Here is a 14,727-nt window from a genome sequence, read left to right on the forward strand (position 1 = left end):
ACTCGGATTAGGAGTTGTTGCTCAGCTTCTCGCGAAGCGCGGCGAGCGACTCGTCGTCGGCAAGCGTTCCGGCGGAAGCCGACTCGCTCGAGAACGTCGAAGCGCCGGCGGGCACGCCGGTCGACGGTGCGTCGACCTCGAGTGCTGCTGCAGCGACCTGCTTCTTGTGCGATTCCCAACGAGCCTGGGCGGCAGCGTAGTCCTGCTCCCACTTCTCGCGCTGGGTCTCGAAGCCCTCGCGCCACTCGTTGGTGTCGGAGTCGAAGCCCTCGGGGTACTTGTAGTTGCCCTGGTCGTCGTACTCGGTGAGCATTCCGTAGAGTGCCGGGTCGAACTCGGTGCCCTCGGGGTCCACGCCCTCGTTGGCCTGCTTGAGGCTCAGCGAGATGCGGCGACGCTCGAGGTCGATGTCGATGACCTTGACGAACACCTCGTCGCCGACCGAGACAACCTGCTCGGCGAGCTCGACGTGCTTGCCCGACAGCTCGGAGATGTGCACGAGGCCCTCGATGCCCTCAGCGACGCGAACGAACGCGCCGAAGGGAACGAGCTTCGTGACCTTTCCGGGTGCAACCTGGCCGATTGCGTGCGTGCGGGCGAATACCTGCCACGGGTCTTCCTGCGTTGCCTTGAGGGACAGCGACACGCGCTCGCGCTCGAGGTCGACCTCGAGGATCTCGACGGTGACCTCCTGGCCAACCTCGACAACCTCTGAGGCGTGCTCGATGTGCTTCCAGGAAAGCTCGGAAACGTGAACGAGACCGTCGACGCCGCCGAGGTCGACGAACGCACCGAAGTTGACGATCGACGACACGACACCCTTGCGGACCTGGCCCTTGGCGAGGTTGGCGAGGAACGTGGTGCGGGACTCGCTCTGCGTCTGCTCGAGGAGGGCGCGGCGCGACAGCACAACGTTGTTGCGGTTCTTGTCGAGCTCGAGGATCTTCGCTTCGATCTCCTGGCCGAGGTACGGCGTGAGGTCGCGAACGCGGCGCAGCTCGATGAGCGAGGCCGGGAGGAATCCACGGAGGCCGATGTCGACGATGAGTCCACCCTTGACGACCTCGATGACCGAACCGGTGACGATTCCGTCGTCATCCTTGATCTTCTCGACGTCGCCCCATGCACGCTCGTACTGTGCGCGCTTCTTGGACAGGATGAGGCGACCTTCCTTGTCCTCCTTCTGGAGAACAAGAGCCTCGACCGTGTCGCCGACCTGGACGACCTCGGTGGGGTCCACGTCGTGCTTGATGGAGAGTTCGCGGGAGGGGATTACACCCTCGGTCTTGTAACCGACGTCGAGGAGGACCTCGTCACGATCGATCTTGACGACGGTGCCCTCGATGAGGTCTCCGTCGTTGAAAAACTTCAGCGTCTTTTCGACCGCGGCGAGAAAGTCTTCAGCAGATCCGATGTCATTGATTGCGACCTGCTTGGGCGCCTTAGCGGGCGTTACGAGTGTCATGTAGTTGTTACTCCGATATGGACATACTTGGGCCATCTGCGAGATGCTGCTTGGATGTTTCGCCGATGGCAGGCGGATAGGACGTCACGAATGCGACGTTCCAGCTTAGCAGGGGCTGTTGTCAGTTGGCGAGCGCGGTCCTCAGGGTGTCGAGACCGACTCCCCCGATGTCGAGCGCGCGCTTGTGGAAGTCCTTGATGTCGAAGTCGGCGCCCGCACGGGCGGCTGCGTCATCCCGAAGCTGCTCCCAGATGCGCTGCCCGATCTTGTACGACGGTGCCTGGCCCGGCCAGCCGAGGTAGCGGTTGACCTCGAAGCGAACGAACTCTGGGCTCATGTTCACGTTCCTGCCCATGAAGCCGAAGGCGTACTCCCCCGTCCACGGACCGGAGCCGTCGGGAAGCTGCTTCTCGAGGTGCACCCCGATGTCGAGCACAACGCGGGCCGCGCGCATGCGCTGTCCGTCGAGCATTCCCAGGCGGTCGGCCGGGTCGTCGAGGTAGCCGAGCTGCTCCATAAGGCGCTCCGCGTACAGCGCCCAGCCCTCGGCGTGGCCGCTTGTGCCGGCATTGCGACGCCAGGTGTTCAGCTGCGCCTTGTTGTAGGTGGCCTGCCCGATCTGCAGGTGATGGCCGGGAACGCCCTCGTGGTACACGGTGGTGAGCTCGCGCCAGGTGTCGAACTCGGTGACGCCCTCGGGCACGCTCCACCACATGCGGCCGGCACGGGAGAAATCGTCGGTCGGGCCGGTGTAGTAGATGCCGCCCTCCTGGGTGGGAGCGATCATGCACTCCAGGCGCTTCACTTCGTCCGGGATATCAAAATGCGTGCGCGACAACTCCTCCACAGCACGGTCACTCGTCTCCTGCATCCACTTCTGGAGGGCATCCGTGCCATGGAGCTTGCGCGATGCATCACCATCGAGGAATGCAATCGCCTCCTCGACCGAAGCACCCGCCTTGATCTCGTTCGCAATCGACTCCTGCTCGGAAGTCATGCGGGCGAGTTCCTCGATGCCCCACTCATAGGTCTCGTCGAGGTCGACGGTCGCGCCCAGGAAGTAGCGCGAGGCGAGCGAGTAGATCTCGCGGCCGACCGCGTCCTTCTCGGTGGCCTTCCCGTGCAGTTCGTCGCTGAAGAACTCGGCGAGGCCCGCATAGGCGGCGGCTGAAGCATTGGCGCCCGACTCGAGTTCTTTCGCGAGTGAGTCGGGGATGTTCTCGGCGGATCCGGCGAACTCGTGGAAGAAGCCGTCTCGGGACGCATACTTCTTCACCTGCTCGAGCACCTCGCGCACCTGGCGCACGGCGGGAACGTTTCCGTGGGAGACACCGGCGCGCAGCGTCTCGATGTAGCCGTCGATCGCGCCGGGCAGGTTGTGCATGCGCTTGGCGATGTTCGCCCAGTCCGTCTCGGTCTCGGTCGGAACGAGGTCGAAGATCTGGCGGAGGTCCTGCGGTGGGGAGGCGATGACGTTGAGGTCGCGCTCCTGGAAGCCCGCGTCGTGCTTGTCGATCTCGAGCTGCAGCTCGCGGGCGAGGTCGAGCTTGGTGACCTCGTCGATCGAGTCGACGGGTGTCGCGGCGGTGATAGCGGCGAGCACCTTCTTGGTCTCACTGAGCGCCTGCTCGGCTCCCGCGGGCGAGTAGTCGGCGTATTCGCCATCGCGCCCGGGTCGACCCAGGTAGACCCGATACTCGGGGAAGAGGTCGAGCTCCGTATCGACCCACGCCTCGGCGATGGCATCGATGGGGGTTGCTTCCCGCGCGGCGGGGGTGTGCTGGGCGTCGTTGGTCATACGTCGAGCCTAGAACACACCCCCACGCGAGGCGAGGACCACCCCCGCAGGGAGCGAAAGCCACCCCCGCGGGACGCGAGAGAACCTACACCTTGTCGAGATCCGTCGCGAGGAGTTCGCTCAGGGTGTCGAGGGCCGCGTCGGCACCGTCACCGTCGGCGGAGAGCGTGACCTCTTCGGCGTGGCCGATGCCGAGGGAGAGCACACCGAGGATGCTGGCGGCGTTGACGCTCTTGCCCTTGGCCGAGGTCAGCGTGACGGCGACGCCGGTCTTCGATGCGGCCTGCGCGAAGAGCGAGGCGGGACGTGCGTGCAGGCCGACGCTCGAGGCTACGGTGACTGTGCGTTCTGGCATGGGAACTCCTAGTTGTGTGGTGGTTACGGTTCGATGGTGACTTTGATCGCCTCGCCGCGGGCCACGATCTCGAGGGCTTCGAGAACCTGGTCGAGCGGCAGGCGGTGGGTGATCAGGTCGGAGACGGGAACCCGCCCGGAGGCGATCAGCTCGAGTGCCTGGCGGTTGTGCTCGGGGCTCGACCCGTTCACCCCGACGATGGTCAACTCGCGGTAGTGCACGAGGTTGGCGTCGACGGTGATGTTGGGCGCGTCCTTGGCGAGTCCGCCGAAAAGGCTCAGACGGCCACGGCGAGCCAGCATCCGAAGACCCTGCTCCTGCGCCGTACCGCTCGCCGCCGCCGTGATGACGACGTCGGCGCCCCGGCCGCCGGTCGCGGCGAGTACCGCCTCGACCGGATCGATGTCCGACGAGGCGATCGAGACATCCGGCTTCACGATGTCTGCCGCGGCAGCCAGGCGCTCCGCATTCGTATCGATGAGGATGACGCGGCTCGCGCCCCGCGCCCGCGCGAGTCGCACGTGCAGGCAGCCGATCGGGCCCGAGCCGATGATGACGACCGTGTCGCCCTCGCCGACCCGCGCGAGCTCCTGGCCGTTGAGAACGCACGCGAGCGGCTCGGCGAGCGACGCCTCCGCGAACCCGAGCGAGTCGGGAATGCGGTTGAGACCGTTCACGCGGATGACCTCGTTGGGTACTACGAGGTATTCGGCGAACCCGCCGGGAAACTGGTAACCCATGGAGAGCTGGTTCTCGCAGACCGCCGGATGCCCCGCAAGGCACTCGACGCAGGTGCCGTCGGGGATCGCTGCGATGACCTGCACACGATCCCCCACGGACCACCCGTCAACGCCGTCGCCGACCTCCGTGATTTCGCCGGCGATCTCGTGGCCCATGATCTGCGGTGGCGTCATGTTCGGGTGGCCCGAACGTGAGATCTTCACGTCGGTGCCGCACGTCGAACAGTTGCGTACGCGGATCTTGACCTCGCCGGACGACACCTCGGGTTCAGGCGACTCCTCCAGGCGAATATCGCCCGGGGCGTAGAATCTTGCGACTTTCACTCAGGCCTTAGTCTTCCTCGTCTTCAGCAGCCAGAAGCTCGTAGACCTGCTCCTTGGTGGTTGCCGAGCGGAGGGCGGCAGCCTTCTCCGGTTCGAGAAGGATGGTGGCCAGCTGCGAGAGCAGGGCGATGTGGCCGTTGCCCTTCGCGGCGATACCAATGGCGACGGAGACGTCGTTGCCGTCCCAGTCCACGCCATCCGGGAAGCGGAGCAGTACGAGGGCGTCGCCCTTGACCGCATCCTTGCCGGCGAGGGTGCCGTGAGGAATCGCGACACCCTCCCCGACGAAGGTGGAGACGGAATTCTCGCGCTCGAGCATCGCGTCGATGTACGCGGGCTCGATGGCCCCCGTCGCGAGCAGCGCGGCGCCGGCCTGGCGGATAGCGTCATCCCGGCCCGTGGCCGAAGCCGTCAGGTTGATGGATGACTCGGCCAGCAGCTCGGTCAGGGGAATCGTTTCGTCGCTCATGGTGATCAGACCTCGATCGAGTCGCCGTTTTGGATGGCCTTGACCAGCGCCGCGACAGAGGGGTCACCCAGGAAGAGCTGGAACGGGATGACGGGGACGCCGGGTACAACACCCCGTGCACGATCCGCGAGCCCAGCCTGGGTGACCACGACATCGGCGTCGCTTGGGATGCTGGCAACGGGGGAATGTTCCACCGTCACACCGCTCTTGGCGAGCTGCTTCTTCAGCTGGGAGGCGAGCATAACGCTGCTGCCCATTCCTGCGTCACAAGCAACGATGAGCTTCTTTACGCTCGATCCGTCGATGGTTGCCATCTGTCTATCTCCTTGTTGTGGTGCTTTATTGGTGGTGCGTCTTAGCTCGCGTCGGCGGTTGCCGCTGCGGGCTTGTTCTTGTTCTTTGCACTCTGCGCCTTGGCCTCGTCGAGGTCAAGCGCGGTCTCCTTCTTGCCGAAGCCGAGCAGGAGCGCGCCGACTGCGAATGCGACAGCAGCGGAGAGCAGGATGCCGACCAGAATCATCGGAAGATCACCGGGGCTCGCCACGAGGATGTACGCGAAGATGCTGCCCGGTGAGGCGGGAGCAACGAGGCCGACGCCTGCGAGCAGGAAGACGAGCACACCCGACGCGCCACCGGCGATGGCGGCGATGAGGAGGATCGGCTTCATGAGCACGTAGGGGAAGTAGATCTCGTGGATTCCACCGAGGAACTGCACAACGATCGCTGCGGGAACCGTCGGGCGGATTGCGCGCGGGCCGAAGAGAAGCATTGCAGTCAGGATACCGAGGCCGGGGCCGGGGTTCGACTCGAGCATGAACATGATCGACTTGCCGGTCTCGGCAGCCTGGTCCGCACCGATGGGCGTGAGCACACCGTGGTTGAGGGCGTTGTTGAGGAACAGCACCTTCGCGGGCTCGATGATGATCGAGGCGAGCGGCAGGAGGCCGGTCTCTACGAGGAAGCCGACAGCGGTACCCAGGGCGTTGGTGATCGCGTTGACGATCGGGCCCAGAACGTAGATACCGACGACGGCGAACACGGCGCCGATGATGCCGGCGGTGAAGTTGTCGACGAGCATCTCGAATCCGGACTTGAGGCGACCCTCGAGTGCGCGGTCGATCCACTTGAGAACGAGTGCAGTAACCGGACCGATGATCATCGCGCCGAGGAACGACACGCCGACGCCCATGGCGCCACCCTCGAGGTCGAGGTTGAGCGCGTACGGCGAGAGGATGACACCCATCGTCGCGACGGCACCGACGACAGCACCGCGCTGGCCGTGGACGAGACGTCCACCGGTGTAACCGATGAGGATCGGCAGCAGGTACTTGATGATCGGGTCGACCAGGGTCAGCACCGCTGCGGCGAACGGTACGGATTCGCCATCGGCGATCCGGTCCGGGCCGAGGGCGATCTGGTTGATCCAACCGGTCGGGATCACGAGTGCCGTGATGAGGCCCCAGGCAATGAATGCTCCGAGGTTCGGCATGATCATTCCGGCGAGGAATGCACCGCCCCTCTGGACGCGGGCGCGGATACCTGTTCCGGTAGCCGCTGGTGTGTAATCAGACATGAGGTGGGTACTCCTTTGTACGAATGTACGGTTTTCGGATGTGATGGATGGTTAGTTGGCCACGAGTGGCCGATCCAGGTCTGGCCGCAACACCAGCTGGACGTTTGTGTGGTCGATCTCGGTTGGCCCGGGCACGGCACTTCCCGGTAGGGATGTGGCCGCCGCTCCCCAGGCGAGCGCTTCGACGAGTGCGCCCTCGACATCATTCTCGTTGTGCGAGAACCTGACGAGGAAACCGGCGAGGAAACTGTCTCCTGCGCCGACGGTGCTGCGGGGTGTGTCGACACGTGATTCGCCGACGAGCACGCCTCCGGGGCTCACGAGCACCGCGCCGTCAGCGCCGAGGCTGACGAGTACGAGCTCGACCCCGCCCTCCCGCACTTCCTCGGCAGCCGCGATGACCTCCGCAATGGAGTCCAGCGGGCGACCGACGAGCTCGGCGAGCTCGGTGCGGTTGGGCTTGATGAGGCGGGGACGAGCGGCGAGCGAGGCAACTAGCGCATCGCCGCTCGTGTCTATGGCGAGGCTTGCCTCGCTGGCCGTGAGGCTCTCGATGAGGGAGCGCAGCTGGCTGGGGGTGAAGCCGGGCGGCACGCTTCCGCTCAGAACGACCCAGTCGCCGGCCGTGACGATCGTGCGCAGCACGCGAGTGAGGGTCTCGACATCGTCGTCGGTAAGGGCGAATCCGGGTTCGTTGAGTTTGGTGATGGTGCCGTCGGTCTCGGCGACGGTGATGTTTGAGCGGGTGCGCGCCGCGACCGGCACGAAGTGCGAGTGCACGCCGGCGATCTCGAGCAGGCGGCTGAGTTCGGCGCCCTCTCCCCCACCCACGGGCAGTACCGCAATGCTCGGGATGCCGTTCGCCGTGAGCGCGCGCGTCACGTTGACGCCCTTACCGCCGGGCTCGAGAGTGGGTTCGGTGGTGCGCAGCACTGTGCCGCGCTCGAGACGCTCGACGTGCAGCGTGCGGTCGAGGCTCGGGTTGAGGGTGACAGTGATGATCACACGACCACCACCCTGGGGCCCGCGTTCTCGACGTCTTCGGCGAACTCGGAATCGAGACCAGCGTCGGTGATGATCGTGTCGATGGCCGACAGCGGTGCGACCCGCGCGAAGTCCTCGCGGCCGAACTTGGTGTGGTCGGCGAGCACGACCGTGCGGCGGGCGGCGTTGATGAGGGCGCGCTTGACGCTTGCCTCGGCGAGGTCGGGAGTAGTCAGGCCGCGCTCGACGCTCAGGCCGTTGGTGCCCATAAAGGCGATGTCAGCGAAGACGTCGACGATCTGGGTCTGCGTCCACTCGCCGACGGCGGCGAGGGTGCGTCCGCGAACGACACCACCGAGCAGGTGAAGGGTGATGTTGGGGCGCGAGATGAGCACGCTCGCGACGGGAATGGAGTGCGTGACGACCGTGAACTCGCGGTCGGTCGGCAGCATCTCGGCGAGGCGCACCGTTGTGGTGCCGGCGTCGAGGATGATCGATCCGCCGTCGGGAAGTTCGTCGAGGGCGGCGCGCGCGATGCGCTCCTTCTGACCGGCAGCCTTGGCTTCGCGATCGGCGACGCCGGGCTCGATGCCGAAACGCTCGACCGGGATGGCTCCACCGTGCACGCGACGCACGACGCCTCGGCGTTCGAGGGCGGTCAGGTCACGGCGAACCGTTTCGGGTGTGACGGCGAGGTCGCGAGCGAGTCCTGCGACTTCAACACGGCCGTGGGCGCGCGCAGTGTCCAGTATCTGCTGGTGACGCTCCGGTGCGTACATCGACCTCAGCCTGCTGATCAAACAAACAACCCGAATGTTGTTCTGGGTTTATATAAGTCCGTTTGTGTCCGCTTGTCAATTCACAGGCGGCGTTCAGCCCGGCGTGTCGGAAAACGACTATTTAGTGGGCGGCAGCATCCCAATTGGGACCGGTGCCGACCTGCACCTCAAGCGGCACCGCGAGCTCGGCGGCACCCGTCATCCTCTTTCGCACGATCTCGGACACGGCATCGAGTTCGCCGGTCGCGACCTCGAGCACCAGCTCGTCGTGCACCTGCAGCAACATGCGCGAGTTCAGGGGTTCGAGGTCCGCCGCGACGCCGAGCATGGCGCGCTTCAGGATGTCGGCTGCGGAACCCTGGATGGGCGCGTTCAGCGCCTGACGTTCGGCGTTCTCGCGCAGCACTCGGTTCGAGGAGTTCAAGTCGCCGAACGGTCGGCGCCGGCCGAAGATGGTCGTCGTGTAGCCGTCTTCCTTCGCCTGCACGACAACGCTGCGCAAGTACTCGCGCACCGCGCCAAAACGCTCGAAGTAGTCGGTCATCAGCTGCTTCGCCTCGGCGGTGTCGATGCGCAGCTGCTTGGACAGGCCGAATGCGCTCAGGCCGTAGGCCAGGCCGTAGGACATCGCCTTGACCTTGGTGCGCATCAGCGGCGTGACATCGGCGGTGTCCACATGGAAGATGCGCGCGCCGACGAAGCGGTGCAGGTCTTCCCCCGAGTGGAACGCCTCGATGAGGCCCTCGTCGCCGGAGAGGTGCGCCATGATGCGCATCTCGATCTGCGAGTAGTCGGCGGTCAGCATGGTCTCGAAGCCCGGGCTCGGCTCGAAGGCCGTACGGATCTCGCGTCCTACCTCCGTGCGGATTGGGATGTTCTGCAGATTCGGATCGTTGGACGAGATGCGACCCGTGCTGCTGCCGGTCTGGTCGTACGTGGTGTGAACACGGCTCGAGGAGTCGGCGGCCTTGTCGACGGTGTCGATGATCTGCTTGAGCTTCGTGGCATCCCGGTGCTTGAGCAGCAGGTCGAGGAAGGGGTGCGGAGCCTGTTCCTGCAGGTCGGCGAGAGCCGCGGCATCCGTCGAATAGCCAGTCTTGTTGGCCCGGGTCTTCGGCATGTTCAGCTCTTCGAACAGCACCTGCTGCAGCTGTTTGGGTGACCCGAGGTTCACTTCGCGGCCGATTTCGGCGTAGGCGCGGGCGGCGAGGTCGGTGGAGGACTCCCCCAGCTCGGTTGATAGGCGGCCGAGGATGTCGCGGTTGATGTAGGTGCCGGTGAGCTCCATGTTCGCGAGAACCGGGACGAGCGGGATCTCGATGTCGTCGAGCACGCTGCGCGTGCCGGGCTCGAGCTTCTCGGCCAGATACTCGCTCACACGCAGGATGTACCACGCCTCGGTAGCGGGGCTCAGGGCCTCGGCCTCCTGCAGCAGCTGGTTGGGGTCGGGCTGCGGAAGGGTGTCGCCGAGGAAGTCGTATACCTGGCTCGCGAGGTCGTCGCCCTTGCTGCTGGGCTTGAGCAGCCACGCGGCGAGGGTCGTGTCGAAGGCGATGCCGCCGAGCGCTATGTTCTCGGACGCGAGGAGCTTCAGCTGGTTCTTCGCGGTGTGCAGGTACTTGGGAGCGTCGCTCTCCAGCCATGCCTCGAGCGCCGCATAGTCGGGGCGGTGTGCGCCCCACGGCACGTAGGCCGACTCGGTGAGACTCGAGATGCCGAAGCCCTCGATCTTGCCGTTCAGGCTCTCGACACGCACGGCGAGCGGCGCAGTGCCGTTGGCGGAGACGGTGCCCAGCCACTTGGCGAGCTCCTCGTCGACCATGGTGCGTACCGGCGGCGCGACCGGGCCGGCGGGCGCGGCGATCGCCTCGACGGTCTCGGTGTCGCCGCTCTCCTCCTGCGCGATCTTCAGCACGCGCTCGAGCAGGGTGCGGAACTGCAGCTTGTCGAACACCTCGCGTACGGCCGCCACATCGATCGGGCGGCGCAGCAGGTCGGCGGGTCCGAACGGCAGGTCGACGTCGGTGAGCAGGTGGTTGAGCTTGCGGTTCCGGATGGCCCGATCACTCTGCTCGCGCAGTTTCTCGCCGACCACGCCCTTGATCTCGTCCGCGTGCTCGAGCACGCCGGACAGGCTGCCGTACTGGTTGATCCACTTCACGGCGGTCTTCTCGCCGACCTTGTCGATGCCGATGAGGTTGTCACTCGTCTCGCCGACGAGAGCCGCAACATCCGGATACTGGTGCGGTTCGATGCCGTAGCGCTCGAAGACCGAGTCGCGGTCGTAGCGCTTGAGCTCGGAGACGCCGCGCGCGTTCGGGTACAGCAGGGTGACGTCATCGTTGATCATCTGGATCGCGTCGCGGTCGCCCGAGCAAACGTAGACCGTGAAGCCTTCGCGGGAGCCGCGGAAGGCGAGAGTGGCGAGGATGTCGTCGGCCTCGTAGTCCTCCTTGGAGATGGTGGTGATGCCCATCGCCTTGAGGGCCTCCTCGAGCAGCGGCACCTGGCCGACGAACTCAGGCGGGGTCTCGCCGCGGGTGCCCTTGTACTCGGGGTATTCGCGGGTGCGGAACGAGTAGCGGGAGATGTCGAAGGCCACGGCGAGGTGCGTGGGCTTCTCTGCCTTGAGCAGGTTGAGCATCATCGAGATGAAGCCGTGGATGGCGTTGGTGTGCTGGCCCTCCCGGTTCTGGAAGCTGTCGACGGGCAGGGCGTAGAACGCCCTGAAGGCCAGCGAATGGCCGTCGATGACGAGAAGGGTAGGCTTTTCTGAGTCCGACACGGTGCAAGCCTAGCCGCGTGCGCCGACACCGGTTCCTCCCGAAATTCTCCGGGCTCCCCTCGAAATGGATACGATGACGACCTTTCCCGAGAACCTGCCGCCCGAGCTCGTCGAACGCCTCGTCACGAGCGGCGGCGGCGAGCTGGCGCGCAAGATGAACATCGAATTCCTCGAGCTGTCGGCCGAACACTCGGTCGCCTCGATGCCCGTCGAGGGCAACACGCAGGTCATCGGCCTGCTGCACGGTGGCGCCCATGTGGTGCTCGGCGAATCGCTCGGATCGGTGTCGTCCGCGATTCACGCCGGTGCCGGACGCTACGCCGTCGGCATCGAGATCAATGCCACGCACAGCCGGTCGGTCACGTCGGGAATCGTCACCGCGACCTGCACCGCGCTGGTGCTCGGCCGTACGCTCGCCACCCACGAGATCGTTGTCCGCGATGAGGATGGGCGACGCTTGTCGACCATCCGCATGACGAACATGCTGAGGGACCAGTAGGTCCCGATGCACTGGGACGGCGCGCTGAACCTGCGGGACCTCGGCGGGCTTCCGCTGGTCGCGGGCGGCGCGTCGGCACCGGGGCGGGTTTTCCGTTCGGGCGCGCCGGAGTGGATGACGACGCTCGGCTGGCAGCAGGCGGCCGCTGCGGGTCTCAGGACGATCGTCGACCTGCGCAACGCCGACGAGGTCGGTCGGCGGCCCTACCACCCCGAGATTTCCGAGTCGGCGCGGGATCCGTTCACCGTGATCAGCACTCCCACCGAAGACCCTGCCGACGACGAGTTCATGGCGGTGTGCGGCCCCTGGCTCGACCACCCGCGCTCCTATGCCGACAACCTCCGCTTTTATCCGGCCAGGTTCGCCGCTGTATTCCGTGCGATTGCAGGATCGCCCGGCGTCGTGCTCGTGCACTGTTCAGGGGGGAAGGACCGCACCGGCCTCGTTTCTGCACTGCTCCTGATTCTCGCTGGTGTCGAACGCGCAGCAATTCTCGACGACTACGAGGCAGCATTCCGCGCGGCCAACACGCACCTGGCCGAGCACCCGCACCTGGCCCGCCACTTCGCCGAGACCCCCGAGGCTCTCGACGAGTGGGTCGCCGATCGACGCGATGCGTTCGACCGGTGGCTCGCCGATTTCGATGTGACCGCCTACCTGCGGGCCGCCGGCCTCGACGACACCGAGCTCGACGCCCTGCAGGACCGCCTCACCGTCTCATGACCGTCGCCGGGCTGGTGCGATAGACCGCTCCGCTCGGTGAGGTCCAGGCGAGCCCTCCGCCACCTGTCTGCTTCACGCGCCACGCGGTGTTGTGCCGCAGGGCGTGGTGCATCGGGCAGAGGTGGGCGAGGTTGTCGTGGTCGGTGGGTCCGCGGTTCGCCCACTCGAGGGTGTGGTCGATTTCGCAGCCGGGAGCCGCGCGGCTGCAGCCGGGATACCTGCAGGTCCCATCCCGCACCTGAAGCCACTTGCGCAGGTCGGCGGGAACCGCGTAGCGGTCGCGCCCGACGGACAGCACGGCACCGGTCTCGGGATGCGTGAGCAGCCGCGTGAACGAGGGAGCGAGAGCGCACAGTCGGCGCGCCGTCTCGTCGTCGATCGGGCCGAACCCGTCGAGCATGGCCGGCCCGCCGTCCGTACCGAGAAGGGTGAGCGCCGGCACAGTCACGAAGACCCTCGGCACGATTCCTTTGCCACCGAACATCAGCTCACAGAAAACGTCGGCACGAAGTTGGGTGAGTGTGCGCGGCTCGGCGGCACCCTGCAGGCCGCGTGCGGCATCGGTGATGCGGTTGTAGATGGCCAGGGCATCGACGGCGGGCAGGTGCGCGGTGAGCCAGCACATGCCGTCCTTGCCGGGATCTATGGTCACCGACCGCTCGCCGACCGCCCTCTCGTGGCGCACCTGCCGCGACTCGGGATGCACCAGCTCCCGCCGCACGCGGGCGCGCCGCTCGAACTGCGCGGCGGTGAGCACCTCGGCCAGCGGAAGGACGTCGCCCTCGAAATCGGGAAGAGCTGACGCCGGCAGGGTGGACGCCTGGTCGACCACGACCTGCGCATGCCGGTAGCTGATGCGTCCGGAGGCCAGCGCCTCGAGGGTTGCCGGCAGTTGTGTGCAGAGCGCCCGACTCTCGGCGATGAGCCGCTCCGCCGAGCGCTCGGGGATGCGCAGCGCGCAGGCCAGCTCGGAACTGAGCTCGCGGCGCGCGATCACCACCGGGTCCCACGTGGACCCCGGGCGTGGCTGCTCGAGTATCTCGACGCGTGCCGCCTCGATCAACGCCGCGCGGCGTGCGTGCAGCCCCGCTATCTCCCGATCGAGGGCGACGAGTGCGTCGAATCTGTTCTCCATGCGGACACTGAACACAGCACCGCCGACACCACGAGAGGCAGGCCAGTGACGGTGACCTGTGGAGGAGAAGAAGAACCTAAGCGCCGACGACCGACTCGTAAAAGGCAGCGAGCGACGTGCCGTCCCGGAGCGCGGCAAACGGCTGGGACGCGGCATCCACGAAGCCCGAAGGCAGCGAGACCACGATCGGCAATGGCGCCGAGGCAGCGAGCGGCGTACCCGCCGATGAGACCCAGGAGCCGCCCTTGCTGCGCAGGATGACTTCGCCGAGGTAGGTGCCGATGCCGAAGAGGACCTCGGCGACCTGCTCGACCTGCACGCCGGACGCTCGAAGGCTGTCGAGCACCGAGTCCCAATAGCCGATGCTGTCGACGGAGTAGTCGATGGTGATTCCCTGTCGGGCCGCCTCAGCGACGAGGTCGGCAGCGAAGAGTGGCGCATTCTCCGCGTCGAGCGGGTGCGCGAGAGCGAGGCGAAGTTCCGCCATGACGACTACTTCTTGGCCGACAGCTGCTCGATGATGGCCTGCGCCACGTCGTGCATGGTCAGGCGGCGGTCCATGGACGCCTTCTGGATCCAGCGGAACGCCTCGGGCTCGGTGAGCCCCATCTTCTCGTTGAGCAGGCCCTTAGCGCGATCGACGAGCTTGCGCGTCTCGAAGCGCTCGACCAGGTCGGCGACCTCGGCCTCGAGCGTGATGATCTGGGTGTAGCGGCTGAGGGCGATCTCGATCGCCGGAAGCAGGTCGCTCGGTGTGAACGGCTTCACGACGTACGCGAGGGCGCCCGCTTCGGATGCCCGCTCGACGAGTTCCTTCTGGCTGAACGCGGTCAGCAGTACGACCGGTGCAATGTGGTTCTTGGTAAGACGTTCGGCCGCCGAGATGCCGTCGAGCTGGGGCATCTTGACGTCCATGATGACGAGGTCGGGGCGCAGTTCTGTCGCGAGGGCGACAGCCGTCTCGCCGTCACCGGCTTCGCCGACTACCTCGAATCCGTTATCGCGGAGGATCTCCACGATGTCCATGCGGATAAGCGATTCGTCTTCAGCGACGACTACACGCCGAGGCGCTATTGAGGGTGCTTCCTGATCAGTCAC

At 66.0% G+C, this 14,727-nt stretch carries 15 protein-coding genes; 2 read left to right on the top strand and 13 right to left on the bottom strand.

Annotated elements, in window-relative coordinates:
• Positions 1-7: 7 nt before the first annotated feature.
• The 10 genes from rpsA to polA all read right to left on the bottom strand — a co-directional run bounded on the left by rpsA (position 8) and on the right by polA (position 11,272).
• Positions 8-1,465 carry a 30S ribosomal protein S1 gene (rpsA, locus tag EYE40_RS04440; protein ID WP_130980817.1) on the bottom strand — a complete coding sequence of 486 codons (1,458 nt, stop codon included), beginning with the start codon at positions 1,463-1,465 and terminating at the stop codon, positions 8-10.
• A 121-nt stretch (positions 1,466-1,586) separates the two neighbouring features.
• Positions 1,587-3,263, bottom strand: a complete 1,677-nt coding sequence (locus EYE40_RS04445; protein ID WP_130980818.1) for a DUF885 domain-containing protein — start codon at positions 3,261-3,263, stop codon at positions 1,587-1,589.
• A gap of 85 nt (positions 3,264-3,348) precedes the next feature.
• A complete protein-coding gene (locus tag EYE40_RS04450; RefSeq protein ID WP_130980819.1) occupies positions 3,349-3,618 on the bottom strand; it encodes an HPr family phosphocarrier protein in 270 nt (89 codons plus the stop codon).
• Positions 3,619-3,641: 23 nt separating this feature from the next.
• On the bottom strand, positions 3,642-4,682 hold the full coding sequence (locus EYE40_RS04455) for a zinc-dependent dehydrogenase (protein ID WP_130980820.1): 1,041 nt from the start codon (positions 4,680-4,682) through the stop codon (positions 3,642-3,644).
• Positions 4,683-4,689: 7 nt separating this feature from the next.
• Complete coding sequence (locus EYE40_RS04460) at positions 4,690-5,151, bottom strand: PTS mannitol transporter subunit IIA (protein ID WP_130980821.1); 462 nt, start codon at positions 5,149-5,151, stop codon at positions 4,690-4,692.
• A 5-nt stretch (positions 5,152-5,156) separates the two neighbouring features.
• Entirely contained in the window at positions 5,157-5,465 is a 309-nt protein-coding gene (locus EYE40_RS04465) for a PTS sugar transporter subunit IIBC family protein (protein ID WP_130980822.1), read from the bottom strand.
• 41 nt (positions 5,466-5,506) lie between these two features.
• Positions 5,507-6,724: a PTS transporter subunit EIIC gene (locus EYE40_RS04470; protein ID WP_130980823.1), complete on the bottom strand. Its 1,218-nt coding sequence runs from the start codon at positions 6,722-6,724 to the stop codon at positions 5,507-5,509.
• Between the two features lie 51 nt (positions 6,725-6,775).
• A complete protein-coding gene (gene pfkB / locus EYE40_RS04475; protein WP_130980824.1) occupies positions 6,776-7,729 on the bottom strand; it encodes a 1-phosphofructokinase in 954 nt (317 codons plus the stop codon).
• On the bottom strand, positions 7,726-8,487 hold the full coding sequence (locus tag EYE40_RS04480; RefSeq protein ID WP_130980825.1) for a DeoR/GlpR family DNA-binding transcription regulator: 762 nt from the start codon (positions 8,485-8,487) through the stop codon (positions 7,726-7,728). Before EYE40_RS04480 ends, pfkB begins: the two co-directional genes overlap by 4 nt.
• Positions 8,488-8,608: 121 nt before the next feature.
• Entirely contained in the window at positions 8,609-11,272 is a 2,664-nt protein-coding gene (gene polA, locus EYE40_RS04485) for a DNA polymerase I (protein ID WP_130980826.1), read from the bottom strand.
• A gap of 73 nt (positions 11,273-11,345) precedes the next feature.
• On the opposite strand from polA, the gene EYE40_RS04490 reads away from it, so the two are divergent.
• Both EYE40_RS04490 and EYE40_RS04495 read left to right on the top strand, forming a co-directional pair.
• Positions 11,346-11,771, top strand: a complete 426-nt coding sequence (locus EYE40_RS04490) for a PaaI family thioesterase (RefSeq protein WP_240034713.1) — start codon at positions 11,346-11,348, stop codon at positions 11,769-11,771.
• A 6-nt stretch (positions 11,772-11,777) separates the two neighbouring features.
• Positions 11,778-12,494 (top strand): tyrosine-protein phosphatase, encoded by a 717-nt coding sequence (locus tag EYE40_RS04495; protein ID WP_130980828.1) that lies wholly within the window; start codon positions 11,778-11,780, stop codon positions 12,492-12,494.
• Here EYE40_RS04495 and EYE40_RS04500 read toward each other — a convergent pair.
• The 3 genes from EYE40_RS04500 to EYE40_RS04505 form a co-directional block, all read right to left on the bottom strand.
• On the bottom strand, positions 12,481-13,629 hold the full coding sequence (locus EYE40_RS04500) for an HNH endonuclease signature motif containing protein (RefSeq protein ID WP_161972348.1): 1,149 nt from the start codon (positions 13,627-13,629) through the stop codon (positions 12,481-12,483). The two genes, EYE40_RS04495 and EYE40_RS04500, sit on opposite strands and share 14 nt — an antisense overlap.
• A gap of 76 nt (positions 13,630-13,705) precedes the next feature.
• On the bottom strand, positions 13,706-14,116 hold the full coding sequence (locus EYE40_RS15430) for a hypothetical protein (protein ID WP_161972349.1): 411 nt from the start codon (positions 14,114-14,116) through the stop codon (positions 13,706-13,708).
• Between the two features lie 5 nt (positions 14,117-14,121).
• Complete coding sequence (locus EYE40_RS04505) at positions 14,122-14,727, bottom strand: ANTAR domain-containing response regulator (RefSeq protein ID WP_130980830.1); 606 nt, start codon at positions 14,725-14,727, stop codon at positions 14,122-14,124.

Source organism: Glaciihabitans arcticus (genome assembly GCF_004310685.1).
Classification (GTDB): Bacteria; Actinomycetota; Actinomycetes; order Actinomycetales; family Microbacteriaceae; genus Conyzicola; species Conyzicola arctica.